This window comes from Kribbella sp. NPDC050459 (assembly GCF_040655315.1).
Classification (GTDB): domain Bacteria; phylum Actinomycetota; class Actinomycetes; order Propionibacteriales; family Kribbellaceae; genus Kribbella.
This window is the reverse complement of the sequence record NZ_JBFAJQ010000001.1, coordinates 282,144-303,243: the sequence shown is the minus strand read 5'-3', so window position 1 is coordinate 303,243 and position 21,100 is coordinate 282,144. Positions and strand designations below refer to the sequence as shown.

The 21,100-nt window shown below is 68.5% G+C and carries 21 protein-coding genes; 11 read left to right on the top strand and 10 right to left on the bottom strand.

Translation table 11 applies throughout. The features are described from left to right. Positions 1-52: 52 nt before the first annotated feature. From AB0I12_RS01490 to AB0I12_RS01475, 4 genes are read left to right on the top strand one after another with little or no spacing between them, the layout of a single operon-like run. Positions 53-1,306, top strand: coding sequence for a sugar ABC transporter substrate-binding protein (locus AB0I12_RS01490; protein WP_359922953.1), 1,254 nt, complete (start codon positions 53-55; stop codon positions 1,304-1,306). 56 nt (positions 1,307-1,362) lie between these two features. After that, the gene (locus tag AB0I12_RS01485) at positions 1,363-2,193 is read left to right on the top strand and encodes a sugar ABC transporter permease (protein ID WP_359922950.1); all 831 of its coding nucleotides are present in this window, start codon (positions 1,363-1,365) and stop codon (positions 2,191-2,193) included. Continuing rightward, positions 2,186-3,019 carry a carbohydrate ABC transporter permease gene (locus AB0I12_RS01480; RefSeq protein WP_359922947.1) on the top strand — a complete coding sequence of 278 codons (834 nt, stop codon included), beginning with the start codon at positions 2,186-2,188 and terminating at the stop codon, positions 3,017-3,019. The genes AB0I12_RS01485 and AB0I12_RS01480 overlap by 8 nt, the downstream gene beginning before the upstream one ends. Beyond that, positions 3,016-3,699 carry a GDSL-type esterase/lipase family protein gene (locus tag AB0I12_RS01475; RefSeq protein ID WP_359922945.1) on the top strand — a complete coding sequence of 228 codons (684 nt, stop codon included), beginning with the start codon at positions 3,016-3,018 and terminating at the stop codon, positions 3,697-3,699. Before AB0I12_RS01480 ends, AB0I12_RS01475 begins: the two co-directional genes overlap by 4 nt. Positions 3,700-3,729: 30 nt before the next feature. Here AB0I12_RS01475 and AB0I12_RS01470 read toward each other — a convergent pair whose 3' ends face one another. After that, positions 3,730-6,528 carry a LuxR C-terminal-related transcriptional regulator gene (locus tag AB0I12_RS01470; RefSeq protein WP_359922942.1) on the bottom strand — a complete coding sequence of 933 codons (2,799 nt, stop codon included), beginning with the start codon at positions 6,526-6,528 and terminating at the stop codon, positions 3,730-3,732. Positions 6,529-6,715: 187 nt separating this feature from the next. Here AB0I12_RS01470 and AB0I12_RS01465 point away from each other — a divergent pair, with 187 nt between their 5' ends. From AB0I12_RS01465 to AB0I12_RS01455, 3 genes are read left to right on the top strand one after another with little or no spacing between them, the layout of a single operon-like run. After that, positions 6,716-7,072 carry a VOC family protein gene (locus AB0I12_RS01465; RefSeq protein WP_359922940.1) on the top strand — a complete coding sequence of 119 codons (357 nt, stop codon included), beginning with the start codon at positions 6,716-6,718 and terminating at the stop codon, positions 7,070-7,072. Positions 7,073-7,130: 58 nt separating this feature from the next. Then, a complete protein-coding gene (locus tag AB0I12_RS01460; protein WP_359922937.1) occupies positions 7,131-7,742 on the top strand; it encodes a glyoxalase in 612 nt (203 codons plus the stop codon). Between the two features lie 32 nt (positions 7,743-7,774). Next, positions 7,775-8,227: a DUF1801 domain-containing protein gene (locus tag AB0I12_RS01455; protein ID WP_359922934.1), complete on the top strand. Its 453-nt coding sequence runs from the start codon at positions 7,775-7,777 to the stop codon at positions 8,225-8,227. 8 nt (positions 8,228-8,235) lie between these two features. Here the strand turns inward: AB0I12_RS01455 and AB0I12_RS01450 are convergent, their stop codons facing one another. Together AB0I12_RS01450 and AB0I12_RS01445 are read right to left on the bottom strand one after the other, a co-directional pair. Next, positions 8,236-8,523 carry a hypothetical protein gene (locus tag AB0I12_RS01450; protein ID WP_359922931.1) on the bottom strand — a complete coding sequence of 96 codons (288 nt, stop codon included), beginning with the start codon at positions 8,521-8,523 and terminating at the stop codon, positions 8,236-8,238. 377 nt (positions 8,524-8,900) lie between these two features. After that, positions 8,901-9,533, bottom strand: a complete 633-nt coding sequence (locus AB0I12_RS01445) for a nuclease-related domain-containing protein (protein ID WP_359922928.1) — start codon at positions 9,531-9,533, stop codon at positions 8,901-8,903. Between the two features lie 378 nt (positions 9,534-9,911). Between AB0I12_RS01445 and AB0I12_RS01440 the strand changes: the two genes are divergently transcribed. Further along, complete coding sequence (locus AB0I12_RS01440; protein WP_359922925.1) at positions 9,912-10,115, top strand: hypothetical protein; 204 nt, start codon at positions 9,912-9,914, stop codon at positions 10,113-10,115. A 6-nt stretch (positions 10,116-10,121) separates the two neighbouring features. Here AB0I12_RS01440 and AB0I12_RS01435 read toward each other — a convergent pair whose 3' ends face one another. The 3 genes from AB0I12_RS01435 to AB0I12_RS01425 are packed head-to-tail and all read right to left on the bottom strand — an operon-like array spanning position 10,122 to position 13,988. Then, positions 10,122-10,670 (bottom strand): GrpB family protein, encoded by a 549-nt coding sequence (locus AB0I12_RS01435; RefSeq protein WP_359922922.1) that lies wholly within the window; start codon positions 10,668-10,670, stop codon positions 10,122-10,124. A 49-nt stretch (positions 10,671-10,719) separates the two neighbouring features. Beyond that, a complete protein-coding gene (locus AB0I12_RS01430; protein WP_359922920.1) occupies positions 10,720-13,290 on the bottom strand; it encodes a multicopper oxidase domain-containing protein in 2,571 nt (856 codons plus the stop codon). Next, positions 13,287-13,988, bottom strand: coding sequence for a helix-turn-helix domain-containing protein (locus tag AB0I12_RS01425; RefSeq protein WP_359922917.1), 702 nt, complete (start codon positions 13,986-13,988; stop codon positions 13,287-13,289). Before AB0I12_RS01425 ends, AB0I12_RS01430 begins: the two co-directional genes overlap by 4 nt. A 53-nt stretch (positions 13,989-14,041) precedes the next feature. On the opposite strand from AB0I12_RS01425, the gene AB0I12_RS01420 reads away from it, so the two are divergent. After that, a complete protein-coding gene (locus AB0I12_RS01420; protein ID WP_359922914.1) occupies positions 14,042-14,842 on the top strand; it encodes a DUF2249 domain-containing protein in 801 nt (266 codons plus the stop codon). 35 nt (positions 14,843-14,877) lie between these two features. Here the strand turns inward: AB0I12_RS01420 and AB0I12_RS01415 are convergent, their stop codons facing one another. The 3 genes from AB0I12_RS01415 to AB0I12_RS01405 form a co-directional block, all read right to left on the bottom strand. After that, a complete protein-coding gene (locus tag AB0I12_RS01415) occupies positions 14,878-15,345 on the bottom strand; it encodes a hemerythrin domain-containing protein (RefSeq protein ID WP_359922911.1) in 468 nt (155 codons plus the stop codon). Positions 15,346-15,446: 101 nt separating this feature from the next. Then, complete coding sequence (locus tag AB0I12_RS01410; RefSeq protein WP_359922908.1) at positions 15,447-16,196, bottom strand: rod shape-determining protein; 750 nt, start codon at positions 16,194-16,196, stop codon at positions 15,447-15,449. 398 nt (positions 16,197-16,594) lie between these two features. Next, positions 16,595-16,936, bottom strand: coding sequence for a TraR/DksA C4-type zinc finger protein (locus AB0I12_RS01405; protein WP_359922905.1), 342 nt, complete (start codon positions 16,934-16,936; stop codon positions 16,595-16,597). A gap of 124 nt (positions 16,937-17,060) precedes the next feature. Here AB0I12_RS01405 and AB0I12_RS01400 point away from each other — a divergent pair, with 124 nt between their 5' ends. Both AB0I12_RS01400 and AB0I12_RS01395 read left to right on the top strand, forming a co-directional pair. Next, positions 17,061-18,125, top strand: a complete 1,065-nt coding sequence (locus tag AB0I12_RS01400; protein ID WP_359922902.1) for a sensor histidine kinase — start codon at positions 17,061-17,063, stop codon at positions 18,123-18,125. After that, the gene (locus AB0I12_RS01395) at positions 18,122-18,778 is read left to right on the top strand and encodes a response regulator transcription factor (RefSeq protein WP_359922900.1); all 657 of its coding nucleotides are present in this window, start codon (positions 18,122-18,124) and stop codon (positions 18,776-18,778) included. Before AB0I12_RS01400 ends, AB0I12_RS01395 begins: the two co-directional genes overlap by 4 nt. A 1,062-nt stretch (positions 18,779-19,840) precedes the next feature. Here AB0I12_RS01395 and AB0I12_RS01390 read toward each other — a convergent pair. Beyond that, complete coding sequence (locus tag AB0I12_RS01390; protein ID WP_359922897.1) at positions 19,841-21,088, bottom strand: helix-turn-helix domain-containing protein; 1,248 nt, start codon at positions 21,086-21,088, stop codon at positions 19,841-19,843. Positions 21,089-21,100 lie beyond the last annotated feature (12 nt).

The window sequence follows — 21,100 nt, the reverse complement described above, 5'->3', positions numbered from 1 at the left end:
TGACTGTTGGGCGCTCTGCCCAGCCGTCCGTCCGTGTCGCGAGAGGTGTCACATGCTGAGGAAAGCACTATCGATGCTCGCCGGTCTGGCGGTGATCGCGGCGGTGTCCGGCTGCAGCGGATCCGCGGCAGACACCAAGGTCCAGTTGACGTTCGCGCTCTGGGACGCGTCGATGAAACCGTCGGAGGAGCAGATCATCCGCGACTTCGAGAAGGAGAATCCGGGCATCACGGTCCAGATCCAGCTGACCCCCTGGGACCAGTACTGGCAGAAGCTCAAGGCGGCCGCGTCGGGCGGCGAGGCCCCGGACGTGATGTGGATGAACGCCCCGAACTTCCAGCTCTACGCGTCCAACGGGATGCTGCTGCCGCTGTCGAAGTACATCGACCGCGACTCGGTCGACCTGGGCGTCTACGCCAAGGCCGTGACCGACAGCTTCGTACTGAAGGGCGAGCAGTACGGCATGCCGCGGGACAACACGACGATCGGGCTGTGGTACAACAAGACGCTCTTCGACGCGGCCGGCGTGAAGTACCCCACCGACGACTGGACCTGGGCCGACGCCCGGGCCGCCGCGGCGAAGCTGACGAACAAGTCGACCGGCACGTACGGTATCGCGGCCGCACTCAACAGTCAGTCGAACTTCTACAACACGATCGCCCAAGCGGGCGGATACGTGATCTCCCCCGACGGTCAGCACTCCGGGTACGACGACCCCGCCTCGGTCGAAGGCATCGCCTACTGGACCGACTTCATCGCAGCCGGCCATTCGCCGACCCTGCAGCAGATGACCGACACCGAACCGCTGCAGCTGTTCCAGTCCGGCAAGGTCGCGATGATGTACGGCGGGAACTGGCTCGCGGGCACCTTCGCCAAGACCGACACCGCCAAGAAGTTCAACGTCGCGGCACTCCCGGCGGGGAAGAAGCGTGCCACCATCTCGACCGGGCTCGCCGAAGCGATCTCCGCCAAGACGAAGCACCCTGACGCCGCCTGGAAGCTCGTCGAGTTCATGGGTCGCAAGGAGGCGGCGCAGACCCGTGCGGAGAGCGGGACGGTCATCCCCGCCTACTCGAGCCAGGCGCAGGGATGGGTGTCCTCCGTCCCGCAGTACCACCTGCAGAGCCTGGTCGACCAGATCGCCGTCGCGGTTCCGTACCCGGTCTCGAAGAACACCGACGCCTGGGCGGCAGAGGAGCCCAAGATTCTCGGGGAAGCCTGGAGCGGCAAGCAGACACCCCTGGCTGCAGCACAACGCATGGCAACGACCATGAACGAGGCGCTCAAAGCCGAGCAGGCGCGGTGAGCCGGAGTCTCCGTCGTCGCCGTGAAGGCTTGTGGGGGTTGGCGATGGTCGCCCCCATGGGCCTGGGCCTGGCCGTCTTCTACCTCTGGCCGGTCCTCCAGACGTTCTACTTCAGCTTCACCGAGTGGGGACCGTTCGGTGGCAGTACGTGGATCGGGCTCAGCAACTACTCGCGCCTGCTGCACGACGATGCCGTCTGGCTCGCGTTGCGGAACACAGCTGTCTACACCTTGCTGTCGCTGGCCGGTATCCCGCTGGCGATGATCTTCGCGGCACTGCTCAATCAGCGAGGCCTGCGGGGCCGTGGAGTGTTCCGGACGCTGTACTACATCCCTGTCGTGACGATGCCCGCCGCGGTCGGCCTGCTCTGGCAGTACCTCTACAACGGCGACTACGGCCTGATCAATCAAAGCCTCGCTGTCGTGGGGATCGACGGCCCGGGCTGGCTCACGGACCCGCGCGTCGCACTGATCGCGCTGGCCGTCGTCGGAATCTGGTCGCAGTTCGGCTACACGATGGTGATCTTCATGGCCGGCCTGCAGAACATTCCGCGCGAACTGGCCGAAGCCGCGGCGCTCGACGGCGCCGGAAGCATCCAGCACTTCGTCCGGATCACGGCGCCGCTGCTCTCCCCCACGACGTTCTTCGTCTCGGTGATCTCGATCGTGGGGTCACTGCAGATGTTCGACCTGGTCTACTTGATGGTCCCACCCTCGAGTCCTGCCGCCGATGCCACCCGGACGGTGGTCTCACTCTTCTACGAGACGGCCTTCGTGAAGAACGCGCCCGGCTACGGCGCGGCGATCGCGTTCGTACTCCTGGCCGTCATCGCGACGCTGACGGCGCTGCAGTTCCGGCTCCAGCGCAGGTGGGTGCACTATGCGTAGGCTCGTTCGCGCGACCGCGGCTGGTCGCGCCGGCTACGGGCTGATCGTGCTGGGTGCGCTGCTCGCCATGATTCCGTTCGCCTGGGAGATCTCGACGGCGTTCAAGACCCTCGGCGAGTCCGTCCAGGCCCCGCCGGTTCTGGTGCCGGAGCACGCGAACTGGCACAACTTCACCACCGTGTTCGAGAACGCGCCGTTCGCCCGGCAGTTCGCGAACACCGTCGTCGTGTCCGTCGGCCGGGTGGCAGGCCAGCTCCTGCTGTGCTCGGTCGCGGCGTACGCCTTCGCCCGGCTGGACTTTCCCGGGCGACACGTCCTGTTCGGGCTCTTCCTCTCGGTACTCATGGTCCCGAGCCAGCTGTTCATCATTCCGCAGTACCGCATCATGCAAGAGCTGGGGTGGCTCAACACGCTGCAGGCATTGATCCTGCCGGGCATTTTCAGTGCCTTCGGCACCTTCATGCTCCGGCAGTTCTTCCTCGGACTGCCTGCGGAACTGGACGAAGCCGCCGAACTCGACGGCTGTAACCCGCTGCAGAAGTACTGGCTCATCTACCTGCCGCTCGCGCGGCCGGGGCTGATCGCACTCGGCGTCCTGACGCTGTTGTGGTCCTGGAACGATCTGCTCTGGCCTCTGGTGGTGAACACCGATCCGCAGCAGATGACCTTGTCCGCCGGCCTGGCCTCGCTCAAGGGGCAGTACCTCACCGACTTCCCGGTCCTGATGGCCGGCGCGGTGATGGCGACGCTGCCGATGATCGCGGTCTTCGCGCTCCTGCAGCGACATGTCGTCGAAGGCGTCGCGACGACAGGGGCCAAGGGATGACCGACCGACGCCGTACGCCGATCGCCCGGCTGCTGGCTGACGGGCGATTGACGTGGCTGTTCACCGGCGACAGCGTCACCGCCGGAGACCAGCACACGTACGGCCGCCGGGACTACACGGAACTGTTCGCCGAGCGGATCCGCTACGAGTTGGGCAGGATCTCCGACACGGTGCTGAACACCGCGGTCAGCGGCTGGACCGTGGGCGACCTCGCCGCGGCACTGGATGCGGCCGTCCTGCGATGGAGCCCGGACATCGTCGTGATCGGTCTCGGCCTGAACGACTGCAGAGCAGGTGACGCGGGACGCGAACAGTTCCGCGCCACGTATCGCGAACTGATCGGCCGGATCTCCGCGACCGGTGCTCACGTCGTACTGCAGACCCCCAACGGCGCGCTGCCGACGACCAAGGACGGCCTCGCGAACAACCTCGCCGGCTATGCCTCAGACATCCGCGACCTGGCTGTTGCCCGTGGAGCCACGCTTGTCGATCATCACCAGGTCTGGACACGAGCCCAACGGGCCGACGTGATGGAGGCGTGGATCAGCGAGGGCTGTCACCCGAACGGCGCCGGCCATGTCGTGATGGCGCACACCTTGCTCCGGACGCTCGGTCTCTTCGACCCGCCGGGCCATGTCGGGCAGCTGTTCGCGCCGTACGTCGACATCGCGTCCGGCTGAGACAGGCCCTCCCCCAGGCTCCCGGCCCGGCTACGCGTCGGTCGAGCTCATCGGCGCGAGGCCGAGTGAAGCGAGTACTGCGGCCCCGCGCTCAGCGTGCTCGCCGCCTGCCAGCACCAGAGTGCGTGCGGCCTGGTAGCGGCAGCCGGCAACGTCGAACGCGTCTGCGGCGGCGAGCAGAGGCTCCTGCTCGCCGTCGAGAAGGGCTGCGGCTCGCGCCACCATGGCTCCGGCGACCGGGTTGCCGGTCACGATGGTCCGAGCCTCAGCCAGACGGTCGCGGGCGTCGGGCGTCCCGGCCAGGACGGCGACCTCGGCACGCAGCGCGACGTACCAGTGGTGCCAGATCCAGGTGACCCACTTCCATACTTCCTGCGGCGCGGGAGACATCCGCTCCAGCGCCTCCGGCAGTTGCCCGTGGTGCAGCAGGAGCATGGTGTCGAAGACCGCCCCGTAGCCGTGCGCGTGCTCGGGCAGCGGGCCGAGCTCATCCAGCACCTGGTTCCATTCCTGCCGCGCGTCGTCGTCGCCACGGAGGCCATGCGTCATCGCCACAGCGGCGACGGCCGGGCCGAGAGACGACCGAGCGGGGCGACCGGCACGTCGCCACGCGTCGAGGAAGCGAACGCTCCCGTTGAGCAGTTGCTCGACGTTGCCCGCGAACGCGTCCGCGACCAGAAGCCAGCTGGTGGCGCGGTGGCCGACCTCGGCGAGCAGTGGATGGTCGGCGAGTTGTCCTGCCCACCGGCGAGCCGCCGCCAGGTCGCCGGTGCCCAGACTGGCTTCAGCCGCTTCGGCGAGCGCCTCGAGCAGCTCGTGGGTGGCGGCCGGAGTCTTCGGCATGGACGACAGCAACGTGATCCGGCGCTGGGTCGTCGCAGCGGCGGCGAACGGGTCACCTGCCCAGCTCAGGGCACCGGTCAGGACATCCAGCGCGACGGACTCGTCGAGCGGATCGCCTGTCCGATGCGTCAGGTCCACCGCTCGCTGGGCGCGGGCGACCGTGTCCGTGACGGACGCACCGGGGTGGCCCTGGGCAGTGCTGATCGCGCTGTTGAGCAGCTGGCCGGCCTCGGCCACCGCGACCGTGGCCCGCGCCGCAGGATCGTCGCCGGCCAGGTCCCGTGCACGGGCGACGAGCGAGTCCGTCTCCTCCACGGACAGCTTCCGTACGAACTTGGTCGAGAACCGGTACGCGGTCGTGGCGATCGCCGCGAGATCCCGGGCGGCGCCCGCGCTGTCACCCGCCCTGGAGGCGGCTTCCGCGGCCTCGCCGTACAGGCGGTACACGTCGTCGCCACGCATTCGGCAACCAGCCACCGCCGCGGCCTGGCGCAGTGCCGATGCTGCCGACTCCGGGTCCTCGGCGAGTGCCGCTGCCTGCTCGTAGCGTTGCTGGGATTCGCCGATCAGGTTGCGGGTGAAGGTCAGCTCGGCGAGCGTGCCGGCGACCCGGTAGGCGTCGGTGCGCTGCTCCGGTTCCTGCGCCGCCCACGTCAGCGCGGCGCGAAGATCGTCGGCAATCGCGTCGAACCCGGCCCGCCACTCCGGCCGGACAACCTCCAGCTCGGTGGCCTGTGCCAGGCACCAGTGAAGGTGCCGGTATCGCGTGTCGACCAGTTCGCCGGCCTCGAGCAGCTGCTCGGTCGCGTACTCGCGGATCGTCTCCAGCGCGCGGTACGCCGTACCGCCTGGGGACGTCGTAACCACCAGCAGGCTCTGCTCGGCCAGCCGGGCGAGCCCCTCGGCCACCAGGAACTCCTCGGTCCCGGTCACCTTCGCCGCCGCGGCGGCCGTGAACGGCGACATGAACACCGACACCCGGCGCAGCAATGCTTTGTCGGTCGGGTCCAGCAGTGCATGACTCCAGTCCAGTGCGGCTCGCACCGAACGGTGCCGTTCGTCGGCACGGAAGCCGCCCGTGAGCATCCGGAGCGGGTGGGACAAGGCAGCGGTGACGCCGTCGAGGCCGAGCGAGTGGTACCGCGCAGCGGCCAGCTCGATGGCGAGCGCCATGCCGTCCAATCGCTCACAGATGGAGACGATCTGGTCACGCGCCGTCGGATCCAGCGGCGAGCCGGCCGCTGCGGCCCGGGCCAGGAACAGCGCGACCGCGTCCGACTGACCGTCGACGGGCAGCGAGAGCGGCGGGACCTGGTACACCCGCTCGAACGGCACCATCAACCGGGCCCGGCTCGTCGCCAGCACCGTCACGTGAGGGCAGGACGCCAGCAGCCGCTCGACGAACAGCGCCACCCCGTCGAGGGCTTGCTCGCAGTTGTCCAGCACCAGCAAGGACTGTCGATCGGCCAGCGCGGCAATCACCGACTCCGTCATGTCACGGCCGGGCTGCTCCCCGAGGCCGAGGGCGCCGGCGACCGCCGTCGCGATCATGCCCGGATCCGTGACCGGAACGAGGTCGACGAACCACACTCCGTCGCCGTACCGGCCGGATGTTTCGGCGGCCACCGACAGGGCGAGCCGCGTCTTGCCCACCCCGCCCGGCCCGACCGCGGTCACCTCCCGGTGACTCTCGAGCAACTCGGCCAGCTCGGCCTGCTCGGTGACCCGGCCGACGAAGGGCGTCAACGGGGCCGGCAGCACCGGAACCGGCTGGACTGGAGCGTCGTCACCGGCCGGCTCGGGGGCCCGCTGGGCGAGCGCACGGCGGTCCGGCACGTCCAGCTTGCGCAGCAGTGACGAAACGTGGCTCTCGACGGTGCGCACCGAGATGTACAGCCTGGCCGCGATCTCGGCGTTGCTGAGCCGGGCGCCGACCAGTTCCAGTACCTCGGCTTCCCGAAGCGAGATGTCCACCGTTGCTGTCACCGCCCCATCTTGCCTCATCGGTGCCACCGGTCCGTGCCCTGATCCGTGCCCGTGATCCGTGCCACTGCTCCGTGGCACGGATCCGTGGTGGGGATCCGTGCTCAGCACGGATGTGGTGCGGCGGGGCCGGCGGAAAGACTGTGACCACGACAGCGGGTCGATGGGACCCACGACCAGAGGAGTGACCGTGACCAGCGCTTCCACCCACGGCATCAAGACCGTGCTGCACCCCGTGACCGACCTGGCCAAGGCCAAGGCCGTCTACGCGGCCCTGCTCGGCATGCCGCCGCAGACCGACTCGCAGTACTACGTCGGCTTCGAGGCCGAGGGCCAGCACATCGGCCTGGTTCCGGGCGGCGGACCGCAGGGCATGGTCTCGCCGGTGGCCTACTGGCACGTGCCTGACATCGAGGCGAAGCTGGCCGACCTGACCGCGGCCGGCGCCACCGTGAAGGAGGCCGCGCACGAGGTCGGCGCCGGCCGGCTGGTGGCCACCGTCATCGACCCTGACGGCAACGTCCTCGGGCTCCTGCAGGACCGCTGAGCGGCACCGCTCGCGAGCACGACAACTCATCCCGTTTCTCGATCACAAAGGATCTGCCATGACCACCTTCGACTCCGTCATCCTGGAAGTGTCCGACCCGACCGCCGCCGAGGCCTTCTACCGGGCCGCCGGCCTGGACAGCTACGTGAGCGTCCGGGGCACGGACGCGCCGACCACCGGCTTCCGCGGTTTCGCTCTGTCGCCTGTGGCGTCCCAGCCGGGCAACGTCGACGCGATCATCGACGCCGCCGTCGGCGCCGGCGCAACGGTCCTGAAGCCGGCCACGAAGAGCTTCTGGGGGTACGGCGGCGTCATCCAGGCCCCGGACGGCACCGTCATCAAGGTCGCGACCTCGCAGAAGAAGGACACCGCCCCGGCCTCCCGCACCATCGACCAGGTCGCACTGCTGCTCGGCGTGGCCGACGTCAAGGCCAGCAAGAGGTTCTACGTCGGCAAGGGCCTGGCGGTGGCGAAGAGCTTCGGCGGGAAGTACGTCGAGTTCGACACCCCGTCGTCCGCCGTCACGCTCGCGCTCTACCCTCGGCGCGCCCTTGCCAAGGACACCGGCCTCGCCCAGGAGGGCACCGGATCGCACCGCATCGTGCTCAGCGGTGAGGCCGGTCCCCTCACCGACCCCGACCAGTTCGTCTGGGAAACCGCGACCGCCTGACCCGCACAGCATCCACGAAGGAGAACTCCGCCATGAGCAGCGTCACCACCGGTAAGTACGAGGGATTCACGGCCGAAGAGCGGGCCGCGATGAAGGATCACGCCCGGGAGCAGAAGACCGCGGCACGCCGCAGCTCCCGCGCGGACAAGGCCGCCGAAGCGGTCCGGGACGTCCTCGCGAAGATCGCCGAGATGCAGGACTCGGATCGCCTCCTCGCCGAACGCGTCCACGCCGTCATCACGTCCAGCGCCCCGGCCCTCGCGCCGAAGCTCTGGTACGGGATGCCCGCCTACGCGCTCGACGGCAAGATCGTCTGCTACTTCCAGAGCGCCGAGAAGTTCAAGGCCCGCTACGCGACCCTCGGCTTCAGCGACCAGGCCAACCTCGACCAGGACACGATGTGGCCGACCACATTCGCCCTGACCCAGCTAACACCCGCAGTAGAAGCCCACATCAGCACCCTGACGAAACAGGCCGTCCGCTGAGCCCTCGGTCATCCGTGCCGGCGCGTCACCACGAAGGTCCAGCGCGCCGACGGATCACCGACCACGCTGATCAGGTCACCGCCCACGACCTGCTGGCGGATCTGCACAAGCCCGCAAGGAATCTGTACGTCCGCGCCGAACTCTCCCTTGAGCCCGACCCGACCTCCGCTGCACCGCGCGTACAGCACGAGCTCCGGAGCTGCGGGGAGAGCGACCGGCGCCCGGCTGTCACCGGCCCCCGACCGGATCGTCAGGACGGTCTCTTCCGCAGGAATGTGAACGACGGTGTCAGGCACACCGACAGCTCGTCCCGGAAACGGATCAGGACTCGCGGCATAGCGGCGCTGGTCACCGCTGGTGTAGGTGTGCGGTTCGTTGTCAGACGACGATGCACAAGCGGTCGTCAGCAGCGCCGTACCGGCCGCGACTCCGACAACCCGCCCGACTGGGGTGAACGTGGGTACCAACTCCTGTGAATCCGGCGCGTCCTTCGAACGCACGCTGAGCGATGGAAACGGAAGCTTGTTGCCTGGAACAACTCATCGCAGCAACTCCTTTCGCTCAGCACAGAAGACCCCAGCCACAACGAACAACCCGCCGGCGCGACAACTCTCGCCACCATCGCACTCGTCTAGTCCGCTGTCCACACAATTACAACGAACCGATCCTCCGTTCACACCAACATCAGCAATGCCCCGACGACAAGCACTCCCAGCCCGCCGACTGCCCAAGCCATCCGTCGGCGCCTGGCGTGAGTCACTGTGCGCCGGAGTTGCTCGAACTCCTCGCGCCGATCCAGGTCCATCAGGGTTTCCGGCCCCTGTTGCCAGGTCGTTCGGAGTCCGATGATCGACTCGATCTGCGCCACCTGCCCAGGGTCGAGGAACTCCTTCCGCTTCAGCCAGCGCACCAGCTTCCGAGCGTCCAGCACCTCAACGCCCGGAGGCCGCTGCTTGACGACCAGCCGTTCCGGATCCAGCACCGCGACGACCCCTCGGACCGGCACCGGCCACCCGAGAATCTCGCCGAGCAGCTTGGCCACCCGGCTCGCCTCGAACTCGCTGTTCCGGACGTGATCACAGCGGTGCCCGGCAACCATGACATGGCGATCCATGACCCAGACCCGCTGGCCGGAGTGGTTCTTCGTGTTCACGGTGAACACGCCGGACGACCCGACGACCAGGTGGTCGATGTCAGAACCACGGCGCCCGACCGGTACCGCATGCATGACCACCCACCGCGGCCCAAGCTTCGACAACATCCGCCCAACCGCGATCTCCGCCAACGCACCCCGGTACCAAGCCATCCCCTGCTCGGTCAGCGGCGCAACACCCATCAACCGCCCAAGCCGACCACGAGACCGCAGCAGACCCGGCTGCGAGAACAGCACGCCAATCACAGCGTGACCGGGACCTCGCCCACGTAACGTCAGAACCTCTCGGCCCACATCTGGTTCCATACTTCAACTCCCCCCGCCCACCACATCGCCCAGACGGCCCTACCCGTTACGTCCTCCTCAGGCTGGCAAGCTGGTCCCCCTGGCGAGCGAGCCGCAGCCTGCTGCCCGCTCCAATGGGTTCGGCTATTGTCAGGGCCCATGAGTACGTGGAACGTTGGCCCGAGGCAACAATCAGGAGCATCTGATGCGCGTCGGCGGGGCGGGGTCGCGGGGGTCATCGCTGGGGTGATTCTGCTGGGCTTGGCGCTGCTCGTGCTGGTGCTCCCGTTCGGCCTGTTTCTCCTCGGGGGCGGTGGCGACGGCGAGGCGTTCAGCGCGATGCTGAGAGGGTTCCTGATCGTCGCCGCGGTCATCGGCGTGCTGGGCCTCGCCGCGCTGACGTTCGGCATCGTCGCGGTCAACTCGTCCCGCCGAGGCGCAGCTCAGTAGGTACGCTCAGGCGTCGCTCGGGCCGACCTCCCAACCAGTTCGCTGGGCCCAGGCGTCCGCGCGCCGAATCGTCTGCCAGAACCAGGGCGCCTTTGCGTCGGTGTAGCCGGCGCGGTCGCCTCCATACTTTTCGGCCAGCCCGAGTTTCAGTTGCTCGTACTGAGTGAGCTCTTCAGGATGCTCGCGCAGGTAGTCCCGCAGCAACAACGGGAACTGCTCAGAGAAGCTGCCTGCTTTGCGGACATGAATGTGCGTACGCCGCTCGCCCGGTGATTCCCGGAAGTACCGTTTCGTCCGCTCGCCGTTTCCCGGGCGGTAAACGAATCCCAGCCGTTCCAGCGGTCGGCGGAACGGCCCGACCGGCTCGAGTGCCGCCACCGAGATCTGGATGTCGATCACCGGCTTCGCCGCCAGTTCAGGCACCGCAGTCGACCCGATGTGGTCGATGCGCAGGGCGACCTCCCCCAGCGCGCCTCGCAGCCGCTCCCCAAGCTCGCCGAAGCGTTCTCGCCAAGCAGGATCGTACGGCTCGATCCGGATCACGCGCTCACTCATCTCTACGACGACCCCCTCCGTAGGAAACGATCCGATCATCTTCTCTCGCTCACCGGGTGACGGTGAAGGTGCCGTGGGCGCCGCGCTCGGCGTCGATCATCTGGTGGGAGACGAAGGGATAGCGGCCCGGTTCGGTGAAGGTCAGTTCGACGAAACCGCCCTGGCTGGGGGCCAGCGCAAGCGACTGGCTGCCTCCTGTCGCGGCGTTGCGCAGGGTCCAGGCACCCTCGAGGTATGTGGTGTCGAATTGACTGCCGACCACGTGGAACGCGGTGGTGCGATTGGGACCGGCGTCGAGCACCCACACCCGGACACGTTCAGCTACCCGCGCCCGAAGCGGCTGCTGGTCGTACTGGTTGGCATATCCGTTGAAGACCACGAGGTCGGGACGTTCGGCCAGGAGTTTGTCCGTGTCGACTTCACCGCCGTTGGCGCCGAGATAGAGCTCGGATTGCAGCAGCACGTAGCTCTGGTCGACCGGCGCGAGATCTGGCGGGTCGATGACGACCGCGCCGAACAGCCCGTTGGCGATGTGGGCGGACATCGGCATCGTGGAGCAGTGGTACATCCAGATACCCGCGCGGGTGGCGGCGAATCGGTAGACCAGGCGGCCCCCCGGTGGAATCGTCCGCATCACCTGGTCAGGAGCGCGCGATCCGGCGTGGAAGTCGATCGAGTGACCCATCTCGGACTCGTTGACCAGGGTGATCTCGAACTGGTCTCCGACCCGGCCGTGCAGGGTCGGTCCTGGCACCGAACCGTCGTACGTCCAGAGCTTCTGCGTCACGCCCGGCGCGACCTCACGTTCAACCTCGCGGATATGCAAGGTACGGCGGTGGACGCGGCCCGGCTCGAGTGCAGGAAGGTGTGGGTCGTAGGCAGTGAACCCGGCAGCGGGTGACTTGGCGAGATCGATGGCGGGGTGGTGATGGGCAGTAGCATCACCGGACGCCGCCGCGGATTCACCGCCGACGGCGACGATCGACAGCGTCATACCCATCTGCCGGTGACCGATCACCGAGCACCAGCCGGCGACGTCACGACCGACTGTGCCGACGTCCATTCGCGCGGACGCTCCCGGCCGAAGTCGCCCGCTGTCCTGGCCGTTGTCGAGGACAAGGTCGTGGACGTCCTCGGTGTCGGCGTTGGTGAGTTCGATGACGAGACGGTCGCCTGCCGGAACACTGATAGTGGCCGGATGGAATCGCATGTCGGACGCCGTGACCTTGGCGACTGTGGTCCGGCCGGTAGCTGCCACACCGGCCGCCGCCGATTCCCCACGAAACGCGCCGGCATCGACCTGGCCGACGATCACTCCGGCAGCCACGGCAGTCATCACGACGGCCAATCCCATGACGCTTGCCCGTCGCAGGCGGTTCGGACGATCTGGCACCGGTCTCGGTCCCGCGCCACCACGCTTGACCCTGCGGGAGGCCCGGATGGCGAGCACGAGCAGCGGAAGAAATGACGCGAAGGCCGCCAGCACGACACCGGCACACATCACCCGGACAGCTGCCGGAACCGGGAACGCGCAGACGACAAGAGCGCCGTTCGCCGCGACCGCCCGCAGTCCACCCGCGCGATCGAGCATCACGCTTGCCGCCCGAACCGCGCTCGGACCACCGCCCAGGGCCACCGGAATCAAGTACGCGAGGGCCCCGATCAGCAGCTGTGCGCCGAACCCGGCCGCGAGCAGCGGCGTGAACCAGGTGAAGCGCGCGTCGACCTGGCTCCAGGTGCTCGCCGTACTCAACGCGACAACGAGGGCCGCCAGGCAACCGACGAACCAGACGAGCGCCGCGGCCACGGAGTACGCCGAGAAGTCTCGCGGTGGGCGCGAGCGAGCCGCCGTCACGAATGCTCTCGCCAGCAGGCCCACGCCTGCGAGGTACAGCAGATAACCGGCGATCGTGAGCAGCCGCACATCGATCAAGGCACCAGCGGCCGCCGACAGCACAGCGACCAACAGCACCGGGAGTGCGCGACGCGCGGAGCTCTCGGCGCCTGACGCGATCCTCGTCCGCAAGATCGTCGGCCACAACGTCACCAGCGTGCCGAGGGCAGTCAGCCCGATCCAGCCCATCAGGTTGATCGACGCGTGCGCGACCAGCAATCGCACGTGCCACGGATCGGCCTGCACTCTCGCCAGCACGACACCGATCGTGACGCCGACAGGCAGCAATGCCGCGGCCGCGACGTAGTACCGAACCGTCACCGCGAACCGCCCCGGCAGCGCCGTACGCAACTGCATCACCAGGCGCGTTCCGTGCCATCCGACGGCCACGATCACGGCGGCGGCCCCGGCCACCGTGACGAACCAGTGGTCAGCCACGACCCCCGTGACGACGCAGAGAACACCGACATTCAAGAGCAACAGCCTCAGGCTCTGCTCTCGGCGCTCGACCGGTCCGGTCGGCGCGCGCAGCAACGCGTCGGCGAAATGACGACTCCACACGAGGATCGAGTGGCTGACCGCGCCGAGCAGCACCAGATGGATGAGCAGCCACCGCGGCGCCGGCACCATCGGATGCAGCAACGCAACGACCACCGTGGCGAACAGCCAGAAGACCACGGGAAGGTCGCGCAACGGCCAGAACCCGCGGCCGGAGCGCCGGTTCATGCGCCCGGCTCCTCGATGGGCGGTACCACGAGCCTGCACGCACCGGGCTCGGCGAACGGCACCAGCCGGGCGCCGGTGGGATCGGCGCCGTACTCCTCGAGGGCACCGCGCACGATGCCCAGGTGCACCGCGCACACCACCTCGGGATAACGGTGGGCGGCCTCGAGCAGCGGGCATTCGGTGAGCCGCACCTGGTCCGGGGAGCCGCCGGCTTCGGGCTCGAAACCGAGCTCGTCCAGCAGGCCGATCACATGCCGGCGCGCTGTTGTCGGCACGGCCGGCACGGCACCACGATCCCTGGCCAACTCGTGGCCCCACTCCTCACCTGCTGCTGCCGCGATCTCCGCGGGCCGTTCGCTGGTATGGGTGATGGCTGCCGCGAGTGCGGCGGCCAATCCGCCGTACTCCGAAGCCGTGGACTCGTTGTCGGTCGCCTCGTACAGCCACGCCGGTCGCCCGCGGCCCGACGATTCCGCGCGCAGCCGACGGACCAGGCCTCGCCTGCGCAGGCCGTCGAGGTGCTCCCGAACGGTGTTTGCGTGCAGTCCGCTCACCTCGACCAACGCCGCCTGGCTGAGCGGTTCGGTCTGACCCTTCAGCAGGTCGAGCACGGCGGCCCGCGCCGGCGACACCCGCCGGGGCCACCGCGCGGCGCTGCGCGGGCCCCACTCGGCATCAGAAGGCTGCCTATTTTCCACGGAGCTAACTATAGTATAAATTCGGTAATCAGTGGGGCTTGAGGAGGTCGAACATGAACGACGTGACCATTGCGTCGAGCGAGGCAGAGGTGCACGCCGGCGAAGCCGTCGAGCGGCATCACTCCGAGTTGGCCGGCGCGCTCGTGCGACAGGTGGAGGCGCTGTCCGCAGCCGCGGCCGCCCGCCGGTGGCAGGCTGCCGACACGGCTCGCCTCGGCCTGGTCGAGTGGTGCCGCACCGAGCTGGTGCCGCATGCTCTGGCCGAGGAACGAACTCTGTACGCCGAGGCAGCCCAACGCGAAGACCTGCGTCTTCTCGTCGAAGCGATGGTGGCCGAGCACCAGGTGATCGTCGGCCTGGTCGATATCTTGGCCACCACCACAGACGCCCTCAGAGCCGCCGAACTGGCCCGTGCGCTCAGCGTGTTGTTCGGTGCGCACCTGGCCAAGGAGAACGAGCAGGTCCTCCCGATCCTGCTGGCGGCTCCGGACGTGTCGGTCGCGCAACTGCTCGCGGGGATGCACGAACTGATCGGCGGCGAGGCTCATTCGCACCCGGGTCCCAACGCACCGGCAGACGAGAGCAACCACGCTTGCGCCTGCGGTGACGGCGACGGTCCAGTTCTGGAGCTCGACAGCAGCGCTATTCCGCACGCCGTTCGGCACGGGGCGATCTTCGGCGCCCTCGACGCCCTTCGCCCCGGAAGTTGCCTCGTCCTGACCGCGTCACACGACCCGCTGCCGCTGCTCGCCCAACTCGAACAGCGCGCGCCCGGGAGATTCTCGGTGGAGTACGTCGCCCAGGGCCCCGACGTGTGGCGCCTCGCATTCAAGCCCACTGACCAGCCGCGGTAGACACCGGAACCGGGCCGAGGCCGCTCGACCCGGTTTCAGTGCGCCGGCGTCGCTGTTTCGTCCGTCTCGGCGTGGGCGCGCTCGACTGTCTCCCAGCCCTCCGCGCCCAGCGTGACGACGCTGACCGGGAAGATCCCGAGGTTCTCGCGATCGATGTGCAGCGAGAGATCGGCGAGCAGAGCTTTGACGCGCTGCTCGAAGTCCGGCGCGGCGGCGTCGAGTTGGTCGAAGATCTCGTCGAAGGCGCGGTGGTCGGCCTCGAGCCGTCGTACCTCGTCGGCGAAGTCGCCCTGCTCCTCGAGCGCCGCGAACACACCACGCTCCTCGCGCCGCGCATGCGGGACGAGCCGCGCACCGAGCAGGGCGAGCGCCCCCGCTGCGGTCGTCCGGTCGCCGGCCAGCAGCGAGCGCCTGATCTGCCCCGACAGCTCGAGCATCTCCAGGTGCTCGTCCATCAATCGGGCGATCGGTTCGATCTCACGGCAGCCACAGTGTTCGCACATACCGTTGAGGCTAGGTCGGTCCACCACCCCGTCCCCAGGACCTTAGGTCCCGTTCCGACCCGCCTGAGGTCCTGTTGGCGTTCGCCTGGACCGGGAACTTCTCACCGGTTCATCGAGCCGGGGTGACGGCACGTCGCTTGCAGCGCGAGGACCGCGCCGCGGACGGCGGCGGTGATCGGCGCCGGTGCGGGTCTGACCTTCGCGCCGAGCTGTTGTGCGAGTTTGTAGATGAGCTCGGGACGAAGGGCGCCGCCGCCGGTAAGCAGGATCCCGCGGTCGAGGGCGTCGACCACCTGTGGTCCGCAGTCGTCGTCGAGCATCGGGATCGTCGCGGTCGCGATCGCCCGGACCAGATCCGCGGGTGACACGCCGGACCCCAGATCGTCGAGCCCCAACGCCGTACGGTGTCCACGGCTGACCTGGCCCGCCTCGATGAGAGCCACCTCCGTCAGCTGTGCTCCCATGTCGACGACCAGCAGCGCCCTCGTGAGATCGGCTCGTGCGCCGAGCGCGGCCGCTTTCACACCATCGATGGTCAGCAAGCGCCGCGGACCGAGGATCTCCAGCAGATCGCGGCGATGGGCGTCGCCGCTACCGACCGGTGTCGTCACCATGACGACGGAGTCCCGGTGGGCGCGAACCGGGACCAAACCGTCGAGCAAGGACGCGATCGCCGCCACGTCGACGATCGCGCCACGACGTACGAGCACGGTCCGGTCACCCTCGGCCGTCCGAACCTCGACCGGACCGCGCCGGTCCGGGGCCCACAGCTTCACGCGGGCGCTGCCGAGGTCCACCGCGACGGCGTAGAGCGGTGGTCCGCCCGACCCCAAGCCTCGGCGTCGCATCATGCTCGTCGTCCGCTCGGCTCGCATCATCCCTGTTCCCGCAGGCGGTGGCATTCTGCGCAATACAACGTCTGCGGGCAGATGCGCAAACGCGCGAGGCCGACGGCTTCGCGGCAGTGGCAGCACCGTCCGTAGTGCCCGGTCTCCATCCGGGCGAGTGCGGCCTCCACATCAGCCAGAACGATCCTCGCTCCCGTGGCAAGGCAGTCCTGCACCTCGACCAATGCGGAGCGGAGTCGCGCCGGACTTCCGGGAGGCGGCGCCTGGCGGATCCGCCGCAACTGCTCACGGCGAAACGCACGCTGTTCGAGCAGGCTCGACCGCAGCACCGCAAGGTCACGTCCGGCAATTCCGGCGTTGACAACTGATGCGACTCGTCCCGCCATGGCGCTCGTTTCCTCTCAGCTGCCCGCATCGAGGGCGAGCTGCTGGCAGCGCACGCAGTACCGCACGTACGGCAGGATCTCGAGTCGTTCGACCGGGATCCGGACCTTGCAGTCCTGACAGTCTCCGTACGAGCCGTTCTTGGCACGCTCCACCGCGGCGTCGATCTCGCCGAGGACCAGGCGGATCGCCTTCGTCTGCGCCGTCATCAGTTCCTCGTTGGCGTTCGGCCGGTCGGCCTCCATAGCCGTGAGCTGTGCCAGCCGGGTGTTGCGCTCCCGCTGCAACCGGCGCAGAGGCTCGTGCATCCGACGCTCGTCGGCATCCTCCGCCCGGGTGGTGATCCGGTGTGTCGTCATGGCCCCAGAGTCGCCCGTGGAACGTCGCCGGCCAATCGGGACCAGCACCCATCTTTCGCGGGCCGCGCGCACATGGGGGTCAGTCCCGATGGACACGTCCGGGTACGCCGCCCATGCTGGACAGGTGGGCAGGACGGCGGTACATCGCACCTTCGACGAGACGTACTCGGCGCACCGATCGGCGACACCCGGGACAATGGACGGTGTCGCACTCGAGGAAGGGATGCCGGCGATGTCGTTGTTCTGGCGGATCTTCGCCCTCAACGCCGTGGTTCTCGGGGCGGCTACGGCGTTGCTGCTGTGGGCTCCCGTGACCGTGTCGGTCCCGGTGCTCTTCACCGAAGCCGTCGTCCTGATCGGCGGACTGGTCGTGATGCTCGTCGCGAATGCGGCCCTGCTGCGCATCGGCCTCGCGCCGCTCGTGCGCCTGAGCCGTCAGATGTCGACGGTCGACCTGCTGCGTCCGGAGGACCGGTTGGCGGTCCACGGCCATGGCGGGGTCGCCAACCTCCTTCGCGCCTTCAACGCCATGCTCGATCGTCTGGAGGCCGAGCGGGCGACGAGTGCCGCGCGGGCGTTGTCCGCCCAGGAGTCCGAGCGCCGAAGGGTGGCCCGGGAACTGCACGACGAAGTCGGGCAGAGCATGACCGCCGTGCTCCTCGACCTGAAGCGGGCTGCTGATCTTGCCGACGACCAAGCCCTGCGGGACGAGCTCACCCAGGCACAGGAAACCACCCGTGAAAGCCTCGACGAGGTACGTCGCCTGGCGCGCCGGCTGCGGCCCGGCGTTTTGGACGATCTCGGCCTGGTCAGTGCGCTGACGGCTCTGGCGACAGAGATCTCCGACCACACCGGCCTGCGGATCACCCACCAGTTCGGCAACAACCTGCCGGCGATGGACGACCAGACGGAGCTCGTGCTCTATCGCGTCACGCAGGAAGGTCTCACCAACGTCGCCCGGCACGCCGCCGCGTCCACGGTCGCTCTGACCTTGGACACGCGCGACGGTCACGTCGTACTGCGGATCAAGGACGACGGCCGTGGCATCGGCTTCGCGCACGAGGGCGCCGGGATACGCGGGATGCGTGAGCGGGCGCTGCTCATCGGCGCGAACCTCGTGATCGCCGGCGGACAGTCAGGAGGCACCGAGGTCACACTGACGGTGACCAGGCCTGGAGGCGCAGCGTGACACCGGAACCGACACGGATCCTGCTGGCCGACGACCACGCGCTGGTACGCCGCGGTGTACGCCTGATCCTGGACGCCGAGCCCGATCTGAAGGTCGTGGCGGAGGTCTCCGACGGACACGAGGCGGTCGCGGTGGCCCGCAGCCAGCCGATCGATCTGGCGATCCTCGACATCGCGATGCCTCGCATGACCGGGCTGCAAGCCGCCAGGGAACTCGCGGCGGTTCGGCCGGACGTGCGCGTGCTGATGCTGACGATGTACGACAACGAGCAGTACTTCTTCCAGGCTCTCAAGGCCGGGGCATCGGGCTACGTGCTCAAGTCCGTCCTGGACCGTGATCTCATCGAGGCATGCCGCGCCGCGATGCGCGGCGAACCGTTCCTGTACGCGGGCGCTGTCACCAGGCTCGTCCGCAGCTACCTGGACCGCGTCCGGCAAGGCATCGATCTGCCCGCCCAGATCCTCACCGCCCGCGAAGAGGAGGTTCTCAAACTGGTGGCCGAGGGCAACTCATCGAAGGAGATCGCCGAGATCCTGACGATCAGCATCAAGACCGTCGAGCGCCACCGCTCGAACATGCTCCAGAAACTCGGCCTCCGCGACCGCCTCGACCTCACCCGCTACGCCATCCGAGCCGGCCTCCTCGAACCGTGACCGAACGGCCGTGTTGCCGGTGATCGGCAGGGATGCCGGAACTCAGCCGCGCCGTCGCGCCGCGAGCCCGCGGTCGGCAGGTGGGCTCGGTTGGCCAGGAACAGATTCACTGGTCTGTGTCGTGGAGGAGATCGTTCCAGTCGATGCGGGCGCTGCTGGTGGCGCTGTCCCCGAGAACGAACCTGCTGGGATCCCCCGCTGCCCTGGGGCCCGATGCAAACCAGGCTGCCATCCCCGGAGCGTTGCGGCGCTCGATCTCGTCCAGATAGCCCCGTCGCTCCTCGATGACCCTCAGTCGTTGCGCTGGTGACTCGGCACGTTGGAGTGCCGAGTAGCTGCCTCGCCAGGCCAGACAGAGCGCCTCGTCGCTGAGGGACGCCAGCTCCGCCGGGTTCCAACCGCCACTCGGCATCGACCGGTGTGATCCGCAGCGGGGCGGGCTCGCGAGGATGCTGAGCGGAATCCGGTAGCGGAGGACGCGCTGCGGGTTCAGAAAGATGACCATGCTCGCGGAGCCAGTGAACACAGCGCGTGGTGACGTACGGCGATCCGCCCGCCGTTGTCGCCACCAGGAGCACCGCGGCCGGAGCTCCGAGCAATGTGCCCAGACCGATGAAGGCGACGACTCCGGCACCCGTGAGGATGGCGCTGCGGGCAACGATTCGCCGGAGGTTTCGGGGAAGCCGTGTGCCGTCTTCAGGGTTCAGGGCAACCAACGCGACGGCCCAACCGCTGAGGACCGCGCACACGAAGATCGTCATGATCACGGCCAGCGACCAGGTGAACGCCACGATCAGCCCGAGTACGCCGATGCTGCCGCACACGACCAGCCAACCGGCACGGTAGATCCTCATCGCGGACTCACCCTTCCGGCCTCGACCACGGCCTGCTGCAGGACAGCGGATGACGAGTTCACAGGAGACCTCCTGACCGCATTCGAGCTGATCGTGCAGCTACGACTCTGCCGCTCCCCGGCCGGAATCTGTACGGCAGCGACCGGCGAACCTGGAGCCGCCCAGGTCGCCGACGCCCGGCAACCAGATCCGATCGAGGGCCCAGGGCCTAGGTGCGCGGGGCGTTCGACGGAAGGTCGCTCGCCGGCCAGTCGAGAAGCCGGGCGCCGAGTACGGCGATGTGCAGGGTGAACCGCTGCGCCGGATCACCTGGGTCCTGGCCGGTGAGCTCCCTGACCTTGGCCAGCCGATAAGTAACGGTGCGGACCGACACGTTGAGGCGCCGAGCAGCCTCGGTGGCCACCTCGCCGGTCGCGAAGTAGGTCTCGAGGGTCTGCAGCAACGGTTCAGCGCCCCCTCGCGCGCGGGTCACCGGGACGAGTACGGCGTTGATGAGATCGACGATCGCTGCCTGGTCACGGACCAGCACCCGGTACACGAGCATGTCACGCGCGTCCACAACAGCCGCGTCGAGCTGCAGCCGTTCGCTGAGGGTCAGCGCCTCACGAGCCTCCTCGTACGAGCGGGCGATGCCATAGGCGCCCGGATAGGCGCGACCGGTCGCAACCCGCCACGCCCGCCCTGCCCGGTGCCGGACCAGCGCGTCGTGGATCGGCGCCCCGACGCCCTTGGTACCGGTCCGCGGGACAGCCATCGCCGTCGTCGCGGTCGTCGCGGGAATGAGCACGACCAGAAGGCCGTCCTTGGTCGCGACCAGGACTTCGCGGTCGCCGAAGCGGTCGAGGATGAACCGCTCGAGCATGGCGGTCGCGGTGTCGCCCTCGGCCAGACCGTCTGCGGGAACGGCGAGCACTACCTGGTGGGGCCGGCCGAGATCGAGCCCGAACGGCTCGGCACGCTCGACGATCCGGGATACGTCGGCGTCGCCGCGCAGCAGGTCGTCGACCAGTTCGCGGCGCAGCGCCTCCTCCTGCCGGATCAGGTGCTGGGTTGCGACCTGGTAGCTGTCGACGAGGACCGCGATCGCCTCACCGACGACACGCAATACGGTCTGGGCCGAGGCTCGCACCGTGTCGCGGTCGCGGTACGGCACGACGTCGGGCAGGTCGCGCCACATCCGCCAGGCCGCCGAGAGGTAGAGGTCGACGACCCGCCCGGCCGGAATGCCCTGCTCGGCGGCACGCCGGCCGAGTTCACGGACGATCGCCAGCTCGTGGTCGCGCGGCCGCCGCCCGGAGATGGCGGCGTCGGCGAGCAGCGTGAGGTACTCGACCAGCAGCTCCAGCGGCGCCTGCGAGTCGCCCGCGGCCGCCTCCGCGATCGCCGTCAGCCAGGCCTCGTCCGCGCTGTTGTCCGTGCCGGACCCCGGCCATCGCACTCCACCGGAACCGCTCATCTCGCTCCCTTC

Bases quoted from the DNA above. Each gene is read 5' to 3' on its own strand.
- AB0I12_RS01430 (WP_359922920.1), bottom strand. From the start codon at position 13,290: ATGAACCGGCGCTCCGGCCGCGGGTTCTGGCCGTTGCGCGACCTTCCC.
- AB0I12_RS01490 (WP_359922953.1), top strand. From the start codon at position 53: ATGCTGAGGAAAGCACTATCGATGCTCGCCGGTCTGGCGGTGATCGCG.
- AB0I12_RS01415 (WP_359922911.1), bottom strand. From the start codon at position 15,345: ATGTGCGAACACTGTGGCTGCCGTGAGATCGAACCGATCGCCCGATTG.
- AB0I12_RS01435 (WP_359922922.1), bottom strand. From the start codon at position 10,670: ATGAGTGAGCGCGTGATCCGGATCGAGCCGTACGATCCTGCTTGGCGA.
- AB0I12_RS01455 (WP_359922934.1), top strand. From the start codon at position 7,775: ATGAGCAGCGTCACCACCGGTAAGTACGAGGGATTCACGGCCGAAGAG.
- AB0I12_RS01460 (WP_359922937.1), top strand. From the start codon at position 7,131: ATGACCACCTTCGACTCCGTCATCCTGGAAGTGTCCGACCCGACCGCC.
- AB0I12_RS01485 (WP_359922950.1), top strand. From the start codon at position 1,363: ATGGGCCTGGGCCTGGCCGTCTTCTACCTCTGGCCGGTCCTCCAGACG.
- AB0I12_RS01475 (WP_359922945.1), top strand. From the start codon at position 3,016: ATGACCGACCGACGCCGTACGCCGATCGCCCGGCTGCTGGCTGACGGG.
- AB0I12_RS01410 (WP_359922908.1), bottom strand. From the start codon at position 16,196: ATGATGCGACGCCGAGGCTTGGGGTCGGGCGGACCACCGCTCTACGCC.
- AB0I12_RS01390 (WP_359922897.1), bottom strand. From the start codon at position 21,088: ATGAGCGGTTCCGGTGGAGTGCGATGGCCGGGGTCCGGCACGGACAAC.
- AB0I12_RS01420 (WP_359922914.1), top strand. From the start codon at position 14,042: ATGAACGACGTGACCATTGCGTCGAGCGAGGCAGAGGTGCACGCCGGC.
- AB0I12_RS01480 (WP_359922947.1), top strand. From the start codon at position 2,186: ATGCGTAGGCTCGTTCGCGCGACCGCGGCTGGTCGCGCCGGCTACGGG.
- AB0I12_RS01445 (WP_359922928.1), bottom strand. From the start codon at position 9,533: ATGGCTTGGTACCGGGGTGCGTTGGCGGAGATCGCGGTTGGGCGGATG.
- AB0I12_RS01405 (WP_359922905.1), bottom strand. From the start codon at position 16,936: ATGACGACACACCGGATCACCACCCGGGCGGAGGATGCCGACGAGCGT.